Consider the following 20,839-nt stretch of genomic DNA (forward strand, 5'->3'; position numbering starts at 1 on the left):
GTGACGACTCGCCTGACACTGCTCGCGTTTGCTCATGGGGATTCCAATAATGAAAAACCCTTATGCTCCCGCTTTCTGGTGCGTGCTCTTCGCACTGGTGTTGTTATCGGCCGCGTATTTCTACGGCGTCATGCTCGCCCATCAACTCGACAAGGCCATGGTGTTTCTCGACAGCGCCTGCCTGGTGATCGGCTCCCTGTCCATCGGCGTGGTGGCCTGGGCGTCCTACCAGAACCAACGCGTGAAGAAAAAACTCCTCGAGCAAGGCAAGACCCGCGTAGCGATCTGGGACACCAAGGTCGCCCTGCGTCGAGTCGAAACCGTGTTCGACCGCTATTTCTGGGGCAGCTATTGGCAGCCGGGGCGCACCTTCCAGGAAGTCATGGGCGACCTTACCGGCACGCCCCTGGAAAAAAGCCTCGAAGTCCTGAAAAAACAGTGTGTGGCCCTCGATCGGCAGGTCGCCGATGGCCGGCATTGGCTGAATAATGCGCGGGAATTGTCCGACGTTGCCACGCAGATGGCCCGTGAGCGCTACCAACTGGACTTCTGCGACCCCAAGTCCGACACGCCCGGCAATGCGGTGATACACCGCGAGTTTGAGGTGCTGGTGTACACCTGGACCGCACGCCTGAAGAGTTTTGACCACCAGCTCGACGAGATCGAATTGGAGTATTCCTGACGTAGCAGTGGTCGAGTAGAACGAGGCCGCGTTCGAGGACGAAGTCCTCGTAAAACCAGCACGCACGGTTTTTGATAAGCCAAGGTGCGTGGTTTTACGACTGCTTCGCAGTCGAACGCGGCCTCGCTGCGCTCGACCGCTGCTACGGAGCCTATGCTAACCTCTCCCGGATTTTTCGGCGGGCTTGAGCCAACCCCAACAGGGTTCAAGGAAGACAGCCCACTTCTCACAGGATTTGATCAGGTCACTTCATGAATAAGCCAGCAGTCGTTCTTTTGGGTTTAGTTGTCGCCGTAGGCGTCGTCAGTGCAGGCGGCGCCTGGTACACCGGTAAACAACTGGAACCGGTGCTGCAAACCGCGATCCAGAACGCCAACAAGGAACTGCAGACCTCCATGGCCGGCGTCGATGGCACCGTGGCCCTGGAGCTGGTGTCCCTGGAGCGTGGCGTGTTCAGCAGCACCGCGCACTACCGCCTGAAAGGCCAAGGCTCGGTGTTCGGCGAAGAAAACCCCAATCCCGAATTGCTCTTCGTCGACCATATCGAACACGGACCGCTGCCGTTCTCGCGCCTGGTGACGCTCAAATGGCTGCCGGTCATGGCCACCAGTCACTATGAGCTGGAAAAGAACCCCACCACCGAGAAGTGGTTCGCCGCCGCCAAAGACGTGTCGCCGCTCAAGGGCGTGGCCAATATCGGCTACAGCCGCTCGGTCAACGGCAACATCGAATTGCTGCCCCTGACGTTCAAGGACGACACGTCTTCGGTGAACTTCTCCGGCGCCAACCTGAATTTCGACAGCACCGCCGAAGGCCAGAAGGTCAAGGCCGACGGCTTCATGAACAGCCTCAAGATCGCAGCGGTAGATGCCAAGGGCGACGCCTTCGAGGCCGAACTGGCTGGCCTGACCATCGCCAGCAACCTGGAAAAATCCACCTTTGGCTTCTACACCGGGCAAAACACCGTTGAGCTGACCGACAGCACGTTCACCTTCGGCCCGCAGAAAGCCGTGCTGACGGTCAAAGGCTTCGAGCAGAAAGACTCCAGCGAAACCAAGGACAACAACCTGGCCGGCCGTGTCGACTACAAGATCGACGAGATCGGTTACCAGGGCAAACCCGTGGGTTCGGCGGCCATGGCCCTGAGCATGAAGAACGTCGACATCCCGGCCATGCTGGTGTTGACCAAGCTGTACCAGGACAAGATGCAGCCGGTGCAAGCCGCTGCCGCAGCGGGCCAGCCCGCGCCTGAGCTGCAATTGACCGAAGCCGAGCAAGCCTTGGCCGAAGCGAACGTCAACCAGGTATTGGCCGCCAAGCCGCAGATCGCCGTGGAAAACCTGTCGCTGAAAACCACCCATGGCGAAAGCAAGTTCAACCTGCTGGTGGACCTGGCCAAGCCAGCGTCCATGGAGCTGCCGCCGGTTGAGCTGGGCAAGCAGATGATTGCATTGCTGGATGCCAACCTGACCTTGTCCAAGCCGATGATCGGTGACGTTGCCGCCCTGCAAGCGCAACTCGGTGGCGTGAGCGACGCGAAAGCCATCGAGCAGCAGTCCCAAATGGCCGCTGAGATGGTCAGCGGCATGGCGGTCGGTACTCAGTTGGCGACCCTGGTCGGCAGCGACGTGGTGTCCAAGTTGCACTACGCCAACAATGAAGTGACCTTCAACGGCCAGAAGATGACCGTCGAGCAATTCATTGGTTTTGTGATGGCCAAGGTCGGCGCGGTCAGCGGCGCACAGTAAAGATTTCGCCATCACCCGGAAATAAATAATGTGGGAGCGGGAGTGCCCGCGATAAGGGTCAAACAGTCGGCGCACGTGCCGGCTGGTACCCCGTTATCGCAGGCAAGTCCGCTCCCACATTCACATTTCAGATAGGCTGCGCAATTCTGAACAATTGTTTTGGATTGGTCTTTTTCCTACTTTCCTAAGAGATAGTTCACACAGGAAAGCTAGGCCGGGTCATTGGACGCCGGCACCCTGCGGCAATTCGCTCAGGACCACCTATCGTTACAGCTTTCCGTGTGTAAGGAAGCTCACGATATGTTGCGAAACCTACCACTCAGTGCATCAGGCCGGTTGCGACTGCTCGTCGGGGCAGCCTTATGCAGCCAATTACTGATGCCCGCCTTCGCCATGGCCGATCCGGCCTATGACGCACTGATTATTCAGGCGCGCAACGGCAACTTCACCCCCGCCCTGACCCAATTGCGCCAGCTGTCTGCCGAACGCCAGACGCCAGGCCAGGTCAGCGATCATGTGGTGATCGCCGGTTGGGCCGGCCAGGACGCCGAAGTGCTGAAGGTGTACGAGGCCCAGGGTAAACATCGCAACCTCAGCACCCAGGCGCTCGCCACCGTCGCGCGTACGTATCGTAACCAGCGGCAATGGGCCCAGGCTGAGGCTGTCTATCGCCAGGCGTTGCTGCGTGAGCCGAATAATGTCGATCTGCAACTGGGCTTGGCCCTGACCCAGGCCGACGGCGGCAAGGCCAACGAAGCCGTGCAACGCACCCGCGCGCTGGTGGCCGCCAAGCCCGATGATCCTAACCGCCGCATGGCCCTGGGCTACGCACTGACCCGCGCCGGCCTCAACTACGATGCGCTGTTCGAGTTCGACCAGGCGTTTATCCGCGCGGGCGACAAGCCTGACGTCGCCCGCGAATACATCGTCGCCCTGCAAAAGGCCCGCCTGCCGGAAGCCGCGTTGCGCCTGTCGGCCCAGCGTCCTGGCCTGCTGGACCCGGTGACCCAGCGCCGCCTGGAAGGCGACCTCGCTGCCGAGCGTGTGCGCATGGCCGAGTTCGCCACCCGCAGCGAAAAAGAACGCTACGTGATTGCCGACCGAGCCCTGGCCGATTACGACAAACTGCTCGCCCGCTGGACCCCGGACGCCAGCGCCCATGACGATGTGGTGCGCTGGCGTATCGACCGCCTGGGCGCACTCAAGGCCCGTGCGCGTACCGCTGAAGTGATCCGCGAGTACGAAGTGCTTAAGGCCGAAGGTGTGCAACTGCCGACCTACGCCGTGCGCTGGGTGGCCGCGTCCTACCTCGACCAACGCCAGCCGGAAAAAGCCGAGCCGCTGTATCGCCAGGCCCTGAGCGCCACCGACGCCGAGCCCGATGATCGGGTCGAAGACACCACCGCGCTGTTCTACGCCTTGCAGGAAAGCGATAAAGCTGAGGACGCCAACGAGGTCGCCAAGGGCCTCGCCAACAGCCAGAACCCGCGGGTCGAGCTCAAGGGCTTGCCCATCGGCAACCCCAACGACGCGTGGATGGACGCCCAGCAACTGTCGGCCCAGGCCGGCGTCTACGGCGGCGACCTGCCGGGAAGCGAAGCCGGCCTCGAAGCGCTGGTGGCGAAAGCCCCTGGCAACGTCGGCCTGCGCCTGGCCCAGGCTGACATGTACCGCGCCCGCGACCTGCCACGGCGTGCCGAAGGCATCCTGAAGGAAACCGAAGCCCAGGCCCCACGGGATATGGGCCTGGAAGTGAGCCAGGCCTACACCGCCATGGACCTGCAGGAGTGGCGCCAGCTCGACGTGCTCACCGACGATGTGCTCGCCCGCAACCCGGACAATCGCCAGGTGCAGCGCCTGAGCCGCCTGCGCGACGTGCATGACATGGCCGAGCTGCGGGTCGAGGCCTATACCGGTAAAAGTTTTGGCGGGGGCAATGACAGTGACGCGGGCGCCGTCGCGGGTAGCCGCGACTGGGGCATTGAGAGTCGGATCTACACGCCGCCCATCGACGAAGACTGGCGTGTATTCGCCGGCGCCGGGTATGCCAAGGCCGACTTCAGCGAAGGCACGGGCCAGCATCGCTGGCAGGTCGTGGGCGTGGAGCGGCGTACCCGCGACATGACCATTGAAGCCGAGGTCTCCAACCATTCCTACGGCGATGGCTCCAAACAAGGCGCCGCGGTGTCGATTGCCCGCGACATCAACGACAATTGGCAATACGGCGGCAGCCTCGGCTACCTGCTGAGCACCACGCCGCTGCGGGCGTTGAATGACGGGGTCACGGCCAACGGTGGCAGCGGCTTTATCCGCTGGCGCGCCAACGAAAGCCGCGAATGGAAACTCACCCTCAGCCCCTCCCATTTCAGCGATGGCAACGACCGCTTCGAAGCCTTGCTCAGCGGCCGCGAAGGCCTCTACAGCTCGCCGAAAGTGCAAGTGGACCTGGGCCTGGAAGTCGGCGCCAGCCGCAACAGCAAGGAAGACACGGTGTACTTCAATCCGAAGTCGGACTTTACCGTGTTGCCCGTCCTCAACATCAACCATGTGCTCTATCACCGCTACGAGACCCAGTGGAGTCAGCAGTTCCAGGTCGGTGCGGGTACGTATAGCCAGCGGGATTACTCCACCGGTGGCATCGGTCTGGTGGGCTATGGCCAACGCTTTCGCTGGAATGACGTGCTGGACGCCGGCGCCAACCTGAGCCTGATCAGCCGACCTTATGACGGGGATCGCGAACGCGATCTGCGTCTGCTCGTCGACCTCACTTACCGTTTCTAAAAGAGCCTGACCATGACCTTCCTCAGCCGTTGCTTGTTGGTTCTGGGCGTATTGCTGGCCAGTGCCTGCGCCCAGCAACCCGCACCTTTCACTCCCCCCGCCGAGCGGCCGACACCGCCCAACGAAGCGGCGTGGCCGAAAAACCACTTCCTGGGCATTGCCTACCATGACGTGTCGGACCGCGATCCTGACCAGGCCGTGGTGGCGGTGCGCACCGAGCGATTGATCGAACAGTTGGCCTGGCTGCGGGAGAACGGCTATCAGGCGGTCAGCGTTGACCAGATCCTGGCCGCCCGCCGTGGCGGCCCCGCGTTGCCGCCCAAAGCCATCATGCTCAGCTTCGATGACGGCTATTCGAGCTTCTATACCCGCGTGATGCCGATCCTGCGCGCCTATCGCTGGCCGGCCTTGCTGGCGCCGGTGGGCTACTGGATCGACACGCCGATGAACAAACCGGTGGACTTCGCCGGCTCGCCACGGCCGCGCGGCGAGTTCCTTACCTGGCAGCAGATCCGCGAAGTGTCGCAATCGGGCCTGGTGGAAATCGCCGCGCACACCGACGCCAGCCACACCGGGATCCTGGCCAACCCCCAGGGCAACCTCGAGCCGGCGGCGACCTCGCTGCGCTATGACCCGGCCACGGGCCGCTATGAAACCCAGGCGCAGTTCGATGCGCGGCTGCGTGCGGATGTCGCGGCGATCTCCAACAAGATCCAAACCGTGACCGGCAAGAAACCACGGGTATGGGTGTGGCCGTACGGCGCTGCCAAGGGCACCTCGCTGGCGATCGTCGGCGAGCAGGGCTACCAGATGGCCCTGACCCTGGAAGACGGCCTCGACAGCTCCAGTGACCTGATGAACAGCCCGCGCTTCCTGGTGGCCTCCGACCCGGACGGCGAGCATTTCGCCAACAGCATCGTCGCCGTGCAAACCCCGGCACCGCTGCGGGTGCTGCATGTGGACCTGGACAACGTCTACGACCCGGACCCGGCCCAGCAGGCGCGCAACCTCGACCAACTGGTGCAGCGCGTGGTGGACATGGGCGCCGGTACGGTGTTCCTGCAAGCCTTTGCCGACCCCAAGGGGGATGGCCTGGTGCACGAACTGTACTTCCCCAACCGTCACTTGCCGGTGCGCGCCGACCTGTTCAACCGCGTCTCCTGGCAGTTGCACACCCGTGCCCATGCCGCCGTGTACGCGTGGATGCCGGTGTTGAGTTTTGCCCTCGATCCCAAGCTGCCCCGCGTGACGCGCTGGGACCCGGAAACCGGTCAGGTCGGCACCGACCCGGACCAATATAAACGCCTGTCGCCGTTCGACCCGCAGGTGCGCAAGATCATTGGCGAGATCTATGAAGACCTGGCGCGCAACAATGCCATCGACGGCGTGCTGTACCACGACGACGCAGTGCTCTCTGACTTCGAAGACGCCAGCCCCGCCGCGCTCAAGGCCTATGCCGCCAACGGCCTGCCGGGCAGCATCCAGGCCCTGCGTGCCGACCCGGCGGTGATGCAGCGCTGGACGCGCTTCAAGAGCCGCTACCTGATCGACTTCACCAAAGAGCTGACCGCCAAGGTCCACGCCATCGGTGGGCCGCAGGTGCAGACCGCGCGCAATATCTTCGCCGAGCCGATGCTCAACCCGGCGAGCGAGGCCTGGTTCGCCCAGAACCTCGATGATTTCCTCCAGACCTATGACTGGACCGCGCCGATGGCCATGCCGCTGATGGAAGGCCAGGAGTACAAGACCTCCAATGCCTGGCTGGAGAAGCTGGTGGCGACGGTCAAGGTGCGTCCCGGCGCGATGGAACGCACGGTATTCGAACTGCAGGCCAAAGACTGGCGCACCAAGGCCGCGCCGGATATCGACGCTGTGCAGATGGCTGAATGGATGGGTGTGCTCAAGCGCCAGGGTGTCACGAGTTTTGGCTACTACCCGGACAACTTCCTGGAAAATTCCCCGGACCTGAAGACTGTGCGTCCGGCCCTTTCCAACCAATGGAACCCTTGACCATGTTCGACAGAATCCTGGCTTTATTCGTGCTGGCACTGGTATTAGGCGTGCCCCTGGGCCTGATCTTCCTGGTCACCGGGCAGTTCCTGATGGACTTCGTGTTTTTCTACCCGCTGTTCATGTCGGCGCTGTGGATCGCCGGTGGCTTGTACTTCTGGCTGCATTGGGAGCGCCACTGGCCCTGGGAGGAAGACACTCCGGCACCGACCCTGGCCGGCAACCCGCTGATCTCGATCATCATCCCTTGCTACAACGAGGGCGATAACGCCGCCGACACCATTCATGCGGCGCTGGGCCAGCTGTACCCGAACATCGAAGTGATCGCGGTCAACGACGGCTCCAAGGACAACACTGCCGCCGTCCTCGACGCCCTGGCGCTGGAACATCCGCGCCTGCGCGTGCTGCACCTGGCGCAGAACCAGGGCAAGGCCGTGGCCTTGCGCATGGGTGCGGTGGCCTCGCGCAGCGAATACCTGGTGTGCATCGACGGCGATGCGCTGCTGGATAAAAACGCGGCGGCCTACATGGTTGCGCCGATGCTCGACAACCCGCGCCTGGGCGCCGTCACCGGCAACCCACGCATCCGCACACGCTCGACCTTGATCGGCCGCGTGCAGGTGGGCGAGTTCTCCTCGATCATTGGCTTGATCAAGCGCACCCAGCGCGTGTTCGGGCGGATCTTCACGGTGTCGGGTGTGGTGGTGGCGTTCCGTAAAAAGGCGCTGGACCGCATCGACTACTGGAGCACCGACATGATCACCGAGGACATCGATGTCAGTTGGAAGCTGCAGCTCGATCACTGGAGCATCTTCTACGAGCCGCGCGCGCTGTGCTGGATCCTGATGCCCGAAACCGTCGGTGGCCTGTGGAAACAGCGCCTGCGCTGGGCCCAGGGCGGTGCCGAAGTGCTGTTCAAGAATATCCGTGGCATCTGGCAATGGCGCCATCGCTACCTGTGGCCGCTGCTGTTCGAATACTGCCTGTCCACCGGTTGGGCCTTCACCTTCCTGCTTTCGGTGATTTTCTGGGGCCTGGGCAAATTCATCGTGCTGCCGCCGGCAATCACGGTGGACTCCCTGGTCCCGCCGGCCTTTACCGGCCTGGTGCTGGCGATGGTGTGTTTGGTGCAGTTTGCGGTGAGCATCCTGATCGACCGCCGCTACGAGAAAGACCTGTGGAAAACCCTGTTCTGGACCGTGTGGTACCCGATGGTGTTCTGGCTGGTCAGCCTGTTCACCACCCTGGTCAGTTTCCCCAAGGTGCTGTTCAACCAGCACCAGAAGCGCGCGCGCTGGGTCAGCCCAGATCGCGGTATCAAACCTGTTGAAGAGGAGGCCTGAGCATGAAACTGGTCAGAACTCGCCAAAGTACCGTGATGTGGATCATCGACGTGATCCTGACCTTGATGGCCTGGGCCGGACTGGTCTGGCTGCTGGCGCGCGGGGTCACTTCGATGCTTGAAACCCACGGCGGCCCGCGTATCGAGGCGCCGATTTTCGCGGCGCTCAATACCTTGCAGGTCTACCTGTGGATCGCACTGTTCAACGCGGTGATCCTGGTCACCTGGGCACGCTACCAGCAACGCAAGGGGCGCAAGTTCGCCCAGCGCCGCGCCGAAGCCAAGGCTCTCACCGACAAGAACCTGAGCGAGAGCTTCAGCCTCGCCGAGGGTGACCTGGAGCAACTGCGCCGACCGGGCGTACTGGTGATCCACAACGACGAAGACGGCGGCGTGTCGGAAGTCAAAGCCCACGTCTCCCGCGACGTGGAAAAACCAGGCTTGACCCTCGTGCCTGGCGCGCCTCAGAACAAAGACGCCAGCTAGTGGTGTAAACCACAATCCAATGTGGGAGGGGGCTTGCCCCCGATTGCGGTGGATCAGCTAATGAATACTTGGCTGACACCCCTATCGGGAGCAAGTCGAATCGTCGCACCGCCCCCCACATGGGGCTCTTACCCTGCCGATCCCGATTATTGCGATCCAATTCACAAAACTCCCGCGAACTTATCTGCTTTTTTCGGTACTAACTTATCTCGGCAAGAACTTGATGGCCAAGTAATGGCAACTTATAAGTTCTCCGACGAATCGCTATCAGAACAGCTGCCGCCTGTCGGAATAATATTTCCAGTGTCAGGCCGTGTATCTTTTTGATAATTTTTTATTGTTATTAATCAATGTGTTGCGTGAATAACTAGCGCGGACATGCAACTGACTCTGTTTCTTGGGTTACTGCTAGTTCGATGTTAGTTTCGCGGCCCCTGATTTTCGACGGACCGAACATGTCTTTTTTATTGCCACGGACTCGGTATTTGCTATGCACTTTGCTGCTTGCTTATTTGAGCGGCAACAGTGCCTTGGCCGCCCCTACGCCGGGGGATCAGGACCTTATCCGCGACCGCCAGAACCGGCTTCTCGAAGAGCAGCGTCGGCGCCTGGAAGAGCTCCAGGACCTGCCCGGCAAGAGCAATCAGCCACAGGCCCCGGCACAGCCTGCTGACACCCGCTGCTTCCCCATCCAGGACATCGAACTCAAGGGCGCCGACAGCCTCTCCGCAGCCGACCGTACCCGCCTGCTCAAACCCTATATCGGCCAATGCCTGGGCGTTACGCAGCTCAATGAACTGCTCAAGGTCATCACCGATTACTACATTGCCAAGGGCCGCGTCACCAGCCGGGCCTACCTGCCGCAACAGGACCTTTCCAGCGGCCACCTGCAAGTGCTGGTGGTCGAAGGCAAACTTGAAGGCCTGAAGGGCGCCCAGGGCAGCACGGTCACCGACCGCGAGCTGGCCATGGCGTTTCCCGGCAAGGTTGGCGAGGCCCTCAACCTGCGCGAAGTCGAGCAACTGGTGGATCAACTGAGCCGCTTGCCGTCCAAACAGGCGCAAATGGAACTGACCCCCGGCACCCAGATCGGCGGCAGCGAAGTGCTGGTCAAAAACCAGCCGCAAAAACCCTGGCGCGCCAGCCTGTCGCGCAACAACGACGGCCAGAAAAGTACCGGCGAACAGCAGTGGGGCGCGGGCCTGGAATGGGACAGCCCGCTGGGCCTGGCCGACCAACTGATCCTGCGCGGCGGCCACGATGCCATCAGCGACCACCAGAAAACCTCGAAAAACAGCATGCTCTACTACAACGTGCCGTGGGGCTGGTGGAACTTCAGTTACACCTACAGTGAAAGCGATTACCGCACGCCGGGCAGCGTCGATGACTTCAAATACAAGCAATGGGGCGACAGCCAGAATCACCAGCTGCGCGCCGAGCGTGTGGTGCATCGCGATGACGTGAGCAAGACGTCGGTCAATGTCGGCCTCACTCATTTGCGCACCAACAACTACATCAACGACACACGCCTGGGCGTCAGCAGCAACCGCCTCAGCGAATTCCAGGTGGGTATCAGCCACGGGCGCCGTATCGGCAGCGCGTTCGTCAACCTTGATGTGGGCATGCAAAACGGTATCGGTGCCTTCGATGCGCAAAAGGATGAGCAGACCCGTATCCGCGGCAACCTCACGCCCACGCCGCGCTACCGCAAATACACCGCCACCCTGAGCTACCTGCAGCCGTTCACGCTGTGGGGCGAGTCATTGAGTTTTTCCAGCCTGGCCACCGGGCAGCGCAGTGAAGACGTGCTGTACGCGCCGCAACGCATGAGTCTTGGCGGCTCGTACTCGGTGCGGGGTTTCAAGGACCAGCAGTTGAACGGCGACAGCGGCGGCTACTGGCGCAACGAAGTGCGTTGGGCGCGCCCGGTGACCCTCGACTGGATGCGCCCGGCCTTCGCCGAGTACGGCGCCAGCGTCGGCTACGACCAGGGCGTGATTCGCAACGATCGCTACAACGATGACCAGCACGGCCGGGTATCGAGTAACTCCCTGGAGCTGTTTGCCCGTGGCAAGCACGTCAGCACCAGCGTGACGTTTGCCCATTCGCTGGAAAGGCCTGGCGTCGTGACCGAGCGCGAAGCGCCGATTTATTTCCGCCTGGATTTCTTCCTGTAATTCAACACCGCTGCCTTGAGATTTTGAATATGGACGTTCGCCCTGTTACTGCCCTGAAAAGCCTGAGCCAACGCGGCCTGGCCCTGATCCTGGCCAACGCGTTGTTCTGGCAGCCGCTGCTGGCCCAGGCCGAGGGTATTGTGGTCAGCGGCCCCGGCACTACCCTCGGGCAGGCGGGCAACGGCGTTCCGGTGGTGAACATCGCCACGCCCAATGGCAGCGGGCTGTCCCATAACCAGTTCAAGGACTACAACGTCGGTCCCAACGGCGTGATCCTCAACAACGCCACGGGCATGGTGCAGAGCACGCAGCTGGGCGGGATCATCGTCGGCAACCCGAACCTCAAGGGCGGCGCTGCGAATGTCATCCTCAACGAAGTCAACGGCGGCAGCCCCAGCCAGTTGCGCGGCTACACCGAAGTGGCGGGGCAGTCCGCCAAGGTCATCGTGGCCAACCCGTATGGCGTGAGCTGTAACGGTTGCGGCTTTATCAATACCCCCAACGTCACCCTGACCACCGGCAAGCCGATTCTTGACCAGGCCGGGCGCCTGGACCGCTACCAGGTGGATGGCGGTGCGGTGACCATCGACGGCCAGGGCTTGAACGCCAGCAACGTCGACCGCTTCGAGATCATTACCCGTTCGGCCAAGATCAACGCCAAGATCAATGCGCGCCAGCTCACCGTGATTGCCGGACGCAATGACGTCGACGCCCAAAGCCTGAAAACCACCGCGCGCGCCGACGACGGCAGCACCAAGCCGGAACTGGCCATCGACTCGTCGGCCCTGGGCGGCATGTATGCCGGTGCGATCAAACTGGTGGGCACCGAAGCCGGCGTGGGTGTGAAGCTCGACGGCACACTGGCAGCCAGTGGTGGCGATATTCAGCTCGACGCCAACGGCCACCTGAGCATGGCCCAGGCCGCCGCCAGCGGTGCGGTGGACATCAAGGCCGCGAGCCTGGAGACCAAGGGCGCCGTGTACGCGGGCACCACCCTCAAGGCACAGACCAAGGGCACCCTGAAAAACAGCAAGACCCTCGCCGCCCGCGACAGCATCACACTGACCAGCAACGGCCAACTGACCAACAGCGGCATCGTCGAGGCCGGGGTCAACGCCGATAACACGCGCAACACCGTCGGCGACGTCAAGCTCGAGGCCCAGCACATCAGCAATACCGGCACGGTGATCGCCAATCGCGAGCTCGGCGCCACCGCCAATACCCTGGACAACCAGGGCGGTACCATGAACGCCAAGCAGGTGCTGAACGTCACCGCCGCCAGCGTCGACAACCGCAACAACGGTCGCCTGCTCAGCGACGGCACGCAGACCCTCACCGTCAGCGGCCTGCTGGACAACAGCCAGGGCGGCATCATCGACAGCACCGGTGCCTTCACCCTGCACGGCGATACCCTGGACAACAGCGCCGGCAGCCTCACCGGTGGCGGCGCAATCACCCTGGACCTGATCGGCGACCTGATCAATCGCAATGGCAAGCTGGCGAGTGCCGGCCCGTTGCTGATCCAGCGCGCCGCCCACGTTGACAACCAGGGAGGCAAGCTCGCCAGCCAAGGTTTGCTGACCCTGTTCGCCAACAGCATCGACAACCGCAACAACGGTACCCTGGCCGCCAACGATGGCCTGACCCTGACCACCAGCGGCCTGCTGCAAAACGGCGGCAACGGCCTGATCCACAGTGAAAAGTCCGGCGTGACCCTCACCGCCGGCACCCTCGACAACGACGGTGGCCGCATCGCCGCCAAAGCCGGTGATGCGCAGATCGACGCCACTGACTTCAACAACGGCAGCGGCGCGCTGTTTGCTCGGGATCGCGTGCACCTGACCGGTATGAATGTGGATAGCGGCGGCGAGATCGCCGGCAACCGGATCGACGTCAGCCTGACGGGGGCCCTGGTTAACCGTGGCCTGATCGAGAGCGCCACCGCCCTCGACGTCGACACTGCCAGCCTCACCAACAGCGGCCAGATGCGCGCCCTCGGCACCACCGGCAAGACCCGCTACGCCATCGGCGGCCTGCTCAACAACAGCGGTAGCCTTGAGACCGCCAACGACCAATTGAGCCTCGCCGCCACCCGCTTCCAGAACACCGGCGGCAAGGTATTGCACGTGGGCACGGGTGCACTCGACCTCAGCGGCATCAGCCTCGACGATGTCGGCGGTAGCCTGGTGACCAATGGCGACCTGATCCTCGATAAAGCCAACTGGACCAACAGCACCGCGATCCAGGCCGGGCGCCTGACCGTCAACGTCGATAACCTGCACCAGACCGCCACCGGCAAACTGCTCGGCATCCGCGCCCTGGTCGGCAGCGGCAAGGACTGGACCGTGGGCGGCAGCGTCGCCAGCCAGGGCAGCCTGGATCTTTCGGTGGACAACCTGCTCAACGACCACGGCCTGATCTTCAGTGGCGGCGACATGAACCTCAAGGTCGACCGCCTGAAAAACCTCGGCGCCGCGATCTACGCCATGGGCAACCTGCGTGTCGATCGCGACGGCCAGGGCGGCCTGGCCACCAGCATCATCAACAGCTCCGGGACGATCGAGAGCGAGCGCAACCTGATCCTGGCGGCCAGCACGATCCAGAACATCCGTACTGTGCTCACCACCGAGTCCGGCATCTACAGCGCCTCCATCACGCCCATCGCCTGTATCGACGGGGTGACCGGTGGCGACTGCGAAGGCGGCAAGCAGAACCGGCCGTTCCAGATTACCCAGCGTGATCACTTCATCGTCAGCGATGCCACGGCAGCGTCCAGCATTACCTCGGGCGGCAACATGCTGCTCACCGGCGGCGAGCTGCTCAACAGCAGCAGTAGCATCGCCGCCGGCGGCAACCTCACGGCCATCGTCAACCAACTCACCAACGTCGGCGTCGTGACCCACGATACCCAGTATGACCGCGTCTTTACCTCAGCCCGCGAGCGCAAGCCCGGAGGCTGGTACCGTGAAGCCGCGGCCTTCACTCAACGCTATTCGGCAGGCCAGGACATGACCGGCGTCGAAGCCGGCCTGGCGTCGTTCATTGGCAAGATGGAGAGCGAAAAGACCGACCTGCGCAAAACCACCCAGCTGATGGTGCCCGACCAGAGCTACGCCGCCGTGATCCAGGCCGGTGGCAGTGTGGACGTGAGAGCCCAGGTCGGCATCGACAACAGTGTCGTGCAAGGTGGCTACACCTACGTCGGCAGCGGCGCCAACACCAAGGCGCCGGGCTACTCGACTCTGGTCAGCCTCAACGCGCAACTGCCACCGGACGTTGCCCAGCAACAGGTCAACCCGCTGGGCCTGCCCGGCTTCGACCTGCCCACCGGCCAGAACGGCCTGTTCCACCTCAACGACAGCGATGGCGCCAAAGGTCTGCCCACCAGCCAGTTCGCGGCCAACCCGCACAAGTACCTGATCGAAACCAACCCGCTGCTCACCGACATGCGCCAGTTCATGAGCTCGGACTACATGCTGACCAAGCTGGGCTACGACCCCGACACCGCGCAACGTCGCCTGGGCGATGGCTTCTATGAACAACGCCTGATCCAGCAAGCCGTGCTCGCCCGCACCGGCCAGCGCTTCATCGATGGCCAGACCAGCGACGCCGACCTGTTCAAGCACCTGATGGACAACGCCATCAGCAGCAAAAACGCGCTGAATTTGTCCGTAGGCGTGAGCCTCACCGCCGAACAAGTCGCTGCCCTGACCCACGACATCGTGTGGCTGGAAAACGCCACCGTCGCCGGGCAACAAGTGCTGGTGCCGGTGCTGTACCTGGCCCAGGCGAATAACCGCCTGGCACCCAACGGTGCATTGATTTCCGGCACCGACGTCAACCTGATCACCGGCAGCCACCTCAACAACGCCGGCACCTTGCGCGCCACCGGCAACCTGCTGGCGAACGTCGGCAGCAACCTCACCAACAGTGGGTTGATGGAAGCCGGTGGTCGCCTCGACCTGCTCAGCGGCAACAACCTGACCAACCGCGCAGGCGGTGTGATCAGCGCGGGCAACGTCAACCTCGCCGCCGGCGCCGACCTGCTCAACGAACGCAGCGTCACCACCCACGAAAGCGCCAGCAGCTACCGCACCGAACGCAGCGACTTCGTCGACAGCGCCGCGCGCATCGAATCGGCCAACGATCTGGCCATGCAGGCTGGCGGCAACATCAACAACGTCGGCGGCGTGCTCAAGAGCGGTGCCGATGCCACAGTCAAGGCGGCGGGCGACGTCAACATCACCGCCTCGAAAAGCCTCGACAGCGGCGCCATCGGCAACCGCTCCAGCTTCACCACCATCGCCCAGCAAGGCTCGGTGGTCGAGGCCGGCCGCGACCTGCATGTGATTGGCGGGCGCGACATCAGCGCCGTGGCCAGCCAGGTCAATGCCAAACGCGACGTCAACCTGATTGCCACCCGCGACCTCAACGCCATTGCGGCGGCCAACGAGCAGCATTCGACGTACAACTCGAAAAAAATCAAAAGCATCGAAGACCACGTGCAGCAAGTATCCAGCGTGATCAAGGCCGGCGGCGACGCCACCCTGAGCGCCGGGCAGAACCTGCAACTGGTCGCCAGCCAGGTCAATGCCGGCAACGAGGCGTACTTGGTTTCGGGTAAAAACCTCGAGCTCAAAGCCGCCGAAAACCAGGACTACAGCTTCTACAGCAAGACCAAGAAAACCTCCCAGGGCAAAAAATTCCGCCTGGATGAAACCGACGTCGTGAACAACGTCGGCAGCCTCGTCAGCGCCGGCAAAAACAGCACCGTCGTGGCGGGTGCAGACCTGCTGCTGGCTGGCAGTGCTGTCACTGCCGAAAAAGGCGCCACCCAACTGGTGGCCGGCCAGGACGTGAACATCCTCGCCGTCAGCAACGCCGACAGCGCCCGCCACGAACGCAAGGAAAGCAAAAGCAGCTGGGGCGGCCTGAAGTCGAGCAAAGTCCAGGACAAAGTCGACGAAAAACGCACCACCGCCCTGGGCAGCATGGTCTCCGGCGAAACCGTCACCGTCGCCGCCAAACGCGACGCCACGGTCACCGGCTCGTCCCTGGTCAGCACCGGCGACCTCGCCGTCCAGGCCGGCCGCGACCTGACCATCGACGCGGCGCAAAACACCTTCGCCCGCACCGACATGCACAAGGAAAAAAATCGCGACCTCACCGGCGTGCTGACCGGCAACAAGCTCGGTCTGGACGACATGACCGGCAACCAGAAGCTGTACATCAACAGCTCGAAGCACAACGGCACGGCCAATGAAATGACCTTGACCGGCAGCACGATTGGTTCGAGCGCGGGCAATGTGTCGTTGACGGCGGGGCGTGAGTTGAAGGTGGTGGCCAGTGATCTGGTGAGCACCAAGAACATGGAGTTGAGTGGGGCTGATGTCACCGTTACTTCGGGGATGGAGACGGCCAGTCAGACCAGTAAGGACAGTTCCAAGAGCTTGGCGGTTGGGCGAGTGATTGCGGGCACCGTGGTCGACACCGCCAACAGCATCCGCGACGCAGCCGAGGCGGCGCGCAGCTCCGACGATCCGCGCCTCAAGGCCGTGAAGATCGCTCAGGCGGCGCTGTCGATGTACAACCTGAATAACCAGGCGGGCGATCTCGCTAAACAAAGTACCGGCTTCAAGGACAAGACCGGTGGCTCTGCCGGCAACGGGTCACTGATCAAGATCGGTACCGAACTGGCCAACACCCGCACCAAAAGCAGCAGCGAATACACGGCGCAGGCCGCTCACCAGAGCAACCTCAACGCCGGGGGTAAACTGTCGATCATCGCCGCGGGCGATGCGCCGGGCACTGTGGGTGACTTGACGATTACCGGCAGTACGTTGAAAGCCGACAGCACGTTGCTGTCCGCGAAAAACAACATCCTGATGCAAAGCGCACAGAACACCACCGACCGCAAAAACGACGGTTCACGCAACAGGACCGCTATCGGTGCCAGCTTCAACATAGGCGAGCAAAACGGTTTCACCATCGACCTCGGTGCACAAACCGCCAAGAACCTTGGCTCGGGTGGCTCGGTTACCCAGGTCAACACCACTCTGGACACCGGCTCGCTGGTGCTGCGCAGCGGCCAGGACACCAGCCTGATCGGCGCGCAGGTACGCGCTGACCGTATCGATGCCACCATCGGCGGCAACCTCAACATTCTGTCGCGCCAAGACACCGAAACGTCCAAGAGCAAGCAGAACAGCGCAGGCTTCGGTGCGAGCATCTGCATTCCGCCGATCTGTTATGGCTCCCCGGTAACCGCGTCCGCGAACCTGGCGGCGTCGAAGATGAACAGCGACTACCAGGCGGTGACCGACCAGAGCGGCTTCTTTGCCGGTAAGGGTGGCTACACCATCGATGTGGCGAAAAACACCACCCTGCAAGGTGCGGTGATTGCCAGTGAAGCCACGGCCGACAAAAACCTGCTGCTCACCGATCGGCTGCTGGTCAGCGACATCAAGAATAAGAGCGAGATCAAGAGCCAATCGGCCGGCGTCAGCGTCTCCGGTTCCTACAGTGGCGGCGCGACTACCCTCACGCCGGGTGCCTTGTATGGAATGTCGCTGAACGATTCGGACCACAGCTACACGCGCAGTGCCGTCAGCGAAGGCACGATCGTGGTGCGCAACCCTGAAGGCGCGGGTGACCTGGTCGGCCTGAACCGCGACACCGCCAACGCCAACCAGCGTCTCGACAAGCCTGATGAAAAGGCCATGCAGGAACGCATGGATCTGATCAAGAGTTCGATGGAGTTGACCAAGGGCATTGGTGATGCGATTGCTGCGGCCAGGATCAGGGCCGCTGACGACCCTAACAGTGACGTCAACAAAGCCACGCGCCTGAAGTTGATTGATGAGGGTATCGCCAATCCGACACAGGCTCAGATCAGCCAGCGTGCCCAGCAGGATTATGGCGTTGGCAGCAGCTTCCAGAAGGCCAGCCAGGCAGTGACTGCCGTGGTGCAAGCGGCGATGGGTGGCAGCGTAGGTGGGGCGTTGGCGGGGGCGGCGGCGCCATATCTGGCAGAAACAATCAGGGACAGGACCAAGGGCGACCCTACAGCCAATCTGATGGCCCATGCGGTACTGGGTGCTGTGCTCGCCAAGGCTGGCGGTAACTCAGCACTCGCTGGTGCAGCCGGTGCTGTGGCGGCAGAGGAAACCGCACGTCTGATCAAAGAGAACCTGTATGGCGATGTCAGTAACGAGAACCTGACCCAGGCGCAAAAGCAGACGATCTCCAGCCTCGCGACCTTGGCGGGTGGCCTTTCAGGATCGTTGTCCGGCAAGGGCGCACTGGATGCGGTGGCAGCGGCTCAGGTTGGGAGGAATGCGGTTGAGAATAACTATCTCAGCGTGCCGGAAGCGACCCGTAAGTTTGTGCTTTCACGCAAGCAAATGCTGGGCACCATCACTGACAAAGAAAAAGATGAACTCGCGTATATAAACGTTATCGATAAAGATCGAGATGAAGCGATTCGCGATGCCTGCACTACCGGAAATTTGTCCAGTTCCGCTTGCGGTCGTTTGATCGAACCTGCACGTCAGGCTCTTGCGGAATACGAGGCTCCTGTCTCTGTCCGTCTGCTTTATAAAGAACTTTACCCGGCTGATGCAAAAAATGCCGAGGCTGCATTACGTGGCTTAGACGATGCCAGCATTCTCCACGACATCGTGATAACGGACCTTGCGAGCCGTTCTGAGAAAACGCGGGCGGAAGTTGAGCAACAGTATGATTTTGTCATGACGATGCATGCCATCACGGCGGCGATTGCTGGGGGGTACGGATTAAAAGGGTTAACGTCTACTACAAAAGTGCCTGCATCGACTTTGATTTCTGGAGAGGCCAAAGTTGTCGGAACCGGAAAATCAGCAGCAAACGACGCGAGCTTTAATGTTCCCAAAGGCTACACACAAGAAATTGATGGAACCGTGAACGGCCCCGGTGGTGGGACTTACAAACCTACCGGAACGCAGGACGCCAATGGCAATCAGGTGTTTCTGGCCGGTAATGGTAACTACTACACGTTGACCGAGGATAGAGCGACGCGAATTGTTTCTCCTAATCCGTCCGCCGGAATTGGAGCAACAGGGAAAATCGGGGAGGATGCCCTAAAACCATTGGGTGGTCAGTCTCAAGTTACCTTCCAAACGACCCAAGGCGTGCGTGTCGTCGACCAGCTAGCTCCAGGTGCTTTGGCTCATGAGTCCAAGGTTGGATACACTTCACTCGACGCCAATACAGCCCTTCAGGTGATGAAGGATACGGAGCTCCTGAGCCGCGGTATGGTTAATGGGGTAACATGGAATTTTTATAGGAGCCCCGTCACAGGACGCGTTGGACCTGCGCCAGCCCTTGAAAAAGCTTTGTCCGACGCGGGAATCAAAATTAAGGTGCATTGATTATGGAATTTACAACCGCCTATACGCCAGTCGCAGATTTTTTTTCATCTATGAATTCGAAAGAGCTAAATAGTTTTTATGAACTCTTTATGCTTAATAAACCCTACTGTTTAGATGAGTTAATTCAAGCTGTTTGGCATACGCCGGGATATGAAAGCTGGAACGCGGATTTTTCCCCGGAATCTTTAGATGGTGTGGCTGAGTGGTTAGCTTCACGGATTTATAAAGAGCAACTGTCATCAACGGTTAACGAAACAGGAAATGATTCAATTGCCGGCACGGCTGATTTGAACACACCTGTTCTATCCGAAGAGGCAATGTCTTTGGCTGTTTTAGTTGGAATGTATTATGGTGAAGTGGCGGTTCGAAATAACCCTGAACTGAGCTGGAGTCAGTTAAAAGGTAATAAGAAACAGGCGGATTACGGGCAGCCTGTTATATCCGCATCTGGCTCGCTGCCTACCAATCCAGTAAGAGTTGCTCATGCATTCGCGTGCGCTATTGCTGATGGATCAAAGACATTAGGTCGGCTTCGAGAGACATATAACTATTGGATGCAATTAATAAAGGCTAAATAAGATGTGCAGTGACGTGCAAGTATTTCACTGTGTCGTTTGTCGTAACTGTGATTGCGCTATCCATTAGGGGGCAGGCCACGTTTTTGTTTGAATGCTTGTGGAGAAGCAAATCTGGAGGTGTTACGTTCTTTAATAATTGGCTTTTTTATTTCATTTGTCTGGGAAGTTTTTAAGCTGGGCGGTTTTTAAAATAACCGCCCATTTTATTTATGAAATTTTTGAGTTCAACTTCCGGCCAATCACATCCAGCAAATCACACCCATCTCGCAGCGGAATTGCCAGTAACAGCGCAAAATCGTGAAGCACAATCGCATCACTGCTGATCTCTTCCCGAAACGCGAGGTTCTCCAAAAACTGAGTCACCGCACGAATGCGATACGCGGCGGCATCATAGAGAACATCTAGGGGCGCTTGCGTGTCGATCACCAGCGCGGGGATGGTTGAGTCATGGCCTGTAAGCGGCATGTATCTATTCATAGGTAAAGCCTCGGTCGATGTAATGAAAGCTGTCACCTATCGTCGCCAAACGAATGGGTGACAGCTGTACGCAGGTTGGCGAACCGGGACCGAGTTCCGGCAGACCCGAAGGTCTCCCGCGCACAGCTGCCATAAAGCAGCGATGCGGGT

The 20,839-nt window shown here is 60.9% G+C and carries 10 protein-coding genes; 9 read left to right on the forward strand and 1 reads right to left on the reverse strand.

Features of this window, described 5'->3' with window-relative positions; genetic code table 11:
• Nucleotides 1-49: 49 nt before the first annotated feature.
• From PspCFBP13509_RS22130 to PspCFBP13509_RS22170, 9 genes are all read left to right on the forward strand, one after another.
• A complete protein-coding gene (locus tag PspCFBP13509_RS22130; protein WP_027608077.1) occupies nt 50-682 on the forward strand; it encodes a hypothetical protein in 633 nt (210 codons plus the stop codon).
• 251 nt (nt 683-933) lie between these two features.
• Entirely contained in the window at nt 934-2,430 is a 1,497-nt protein-coding gene (locus PspCFBP13509_RS22135; RefSeq protein WP_065924684.1) for a YdgA family protein, read from the forward strand.
• Nucleotides 2,431-2,730: 300 nt separating this feature from the next.
• Complete coding sequence (gene pgaA, locus PspCFBP13509_RS22140; protein ID WP_065924685.1) at nt 2,731-5,211, forward strand: poly-beta-1,6 N-acetyl-D-glucosamine export porin PgaA; 2,481 nt, start codon at nt 2,731-2,733, stop codon at nt 5,209-5,211.
• A 12-nt stretch (nt 5,212-5,223) separates the two neighbouring features.
• A complete protein-coding gene (pgaB, locus tag PspCFBP13509_RS22145) occupies nt 5,224-7,221 on the forward strand; it encodes a poly-beta-1,6-N-acetyl-D-glucosamine N-deacetylase PgaB (protein WP_137212700.1) in 1,998 nt (665 codons plus the stop codon).
• 2 nt (nt 7,222-7,223) lie between these two features.
• A complete protein-coding gene (gene pgaC, locus PspCFBP13509_RS22150) occupies nt 7,224-8,564 on the forward strand; it encodes a poly-beta-1,6-N-acetyl-D-glucosamine synthase (protein WP_027608081.1) in 1,341 nt (446 codons plus the stop codon).
• Nucleotides 8,565-8,566: 2 nt separating this feature from the next.
• Nucleotides 8,567-9,049: a poly-beta-1,6-N-acetyl-D-glucosamine biosynthesis protein PgaD gene (gene pgaD, locus PspCFBP13509_RS22155; RefSeq protein WP_065924687.1), complete on the forward strand. Its 483-nt coding sequence runs from the start codon at nt 8,567-8,569 to the stop codon at nt 9,047-9,049.
• 455 nt (nt 9,050-9,504) lie between these two features.
• A complete protein-coding gene (locus PspCFBP13509_RS22160) occupies nt 9,505-11,226 on the forward strand; it encodes a ShlB/FhaC/HecB family hemolysin secretion/activation protein (RefSeq protein WP_065947708.1) in 1,722 nt (573 codons plus the stop codon).
• A gap of 29 nt (nt 11,227-11,255) precedes the next feature.
• Nucleotides 11,256-19,634: a two-partner secretion domain-containing protein gene (locus PspCFBP13509_RS22165; protein WP_242001087.1), complete on the forward strand. Its 8,379-nt coding sequence runs from the start codon at nt 11,256-11,258 to the stop codon at nt 19,632-19,634.
• A gap of 2 nt (nt 19,635-19,636) precedes the next feature.
• Complete coding sequence (locus PspCFBP13509_RS22170; RefSeq protein WP_137212701.1) at nt 19,637-20,212, forward strand: hypothetical protein; 576 nt, start codon at nt 19,637-19,639, stop codon at nt 20,210-20,212.
• A gap of 207 nt (nt 20,213-20,419) precedes the next feature.
• On the opposite strand, the gene PspCFBP13509_RS22175 is transcribed toward PspCFBP13509_RS22170, so the two are convergent.
• A complete protein-coding gene (locus PspCFBP13509_RS22175; protein WP_027608116.1) occupies nt 20,420-20,677 on the reverse strand; it encodes a hypothetical protein in 258 nt (85 codons plus the stop codon).
• Nucleotides 20,678-20,839 lie beyond the last annotated feature (162 nt).

Source organism: Pseudomonas sp. CFBP13509 (genome assembly GCF_005233485.1).
Taxonomy (GTDB): domain Bacteria; phylum Pseudomonadota; class Gammaproteobacteria; order Pseudomonadales; family Pseudomonadaceae; genus Aquipseudomonas; species Aquipseudomonas marginalis.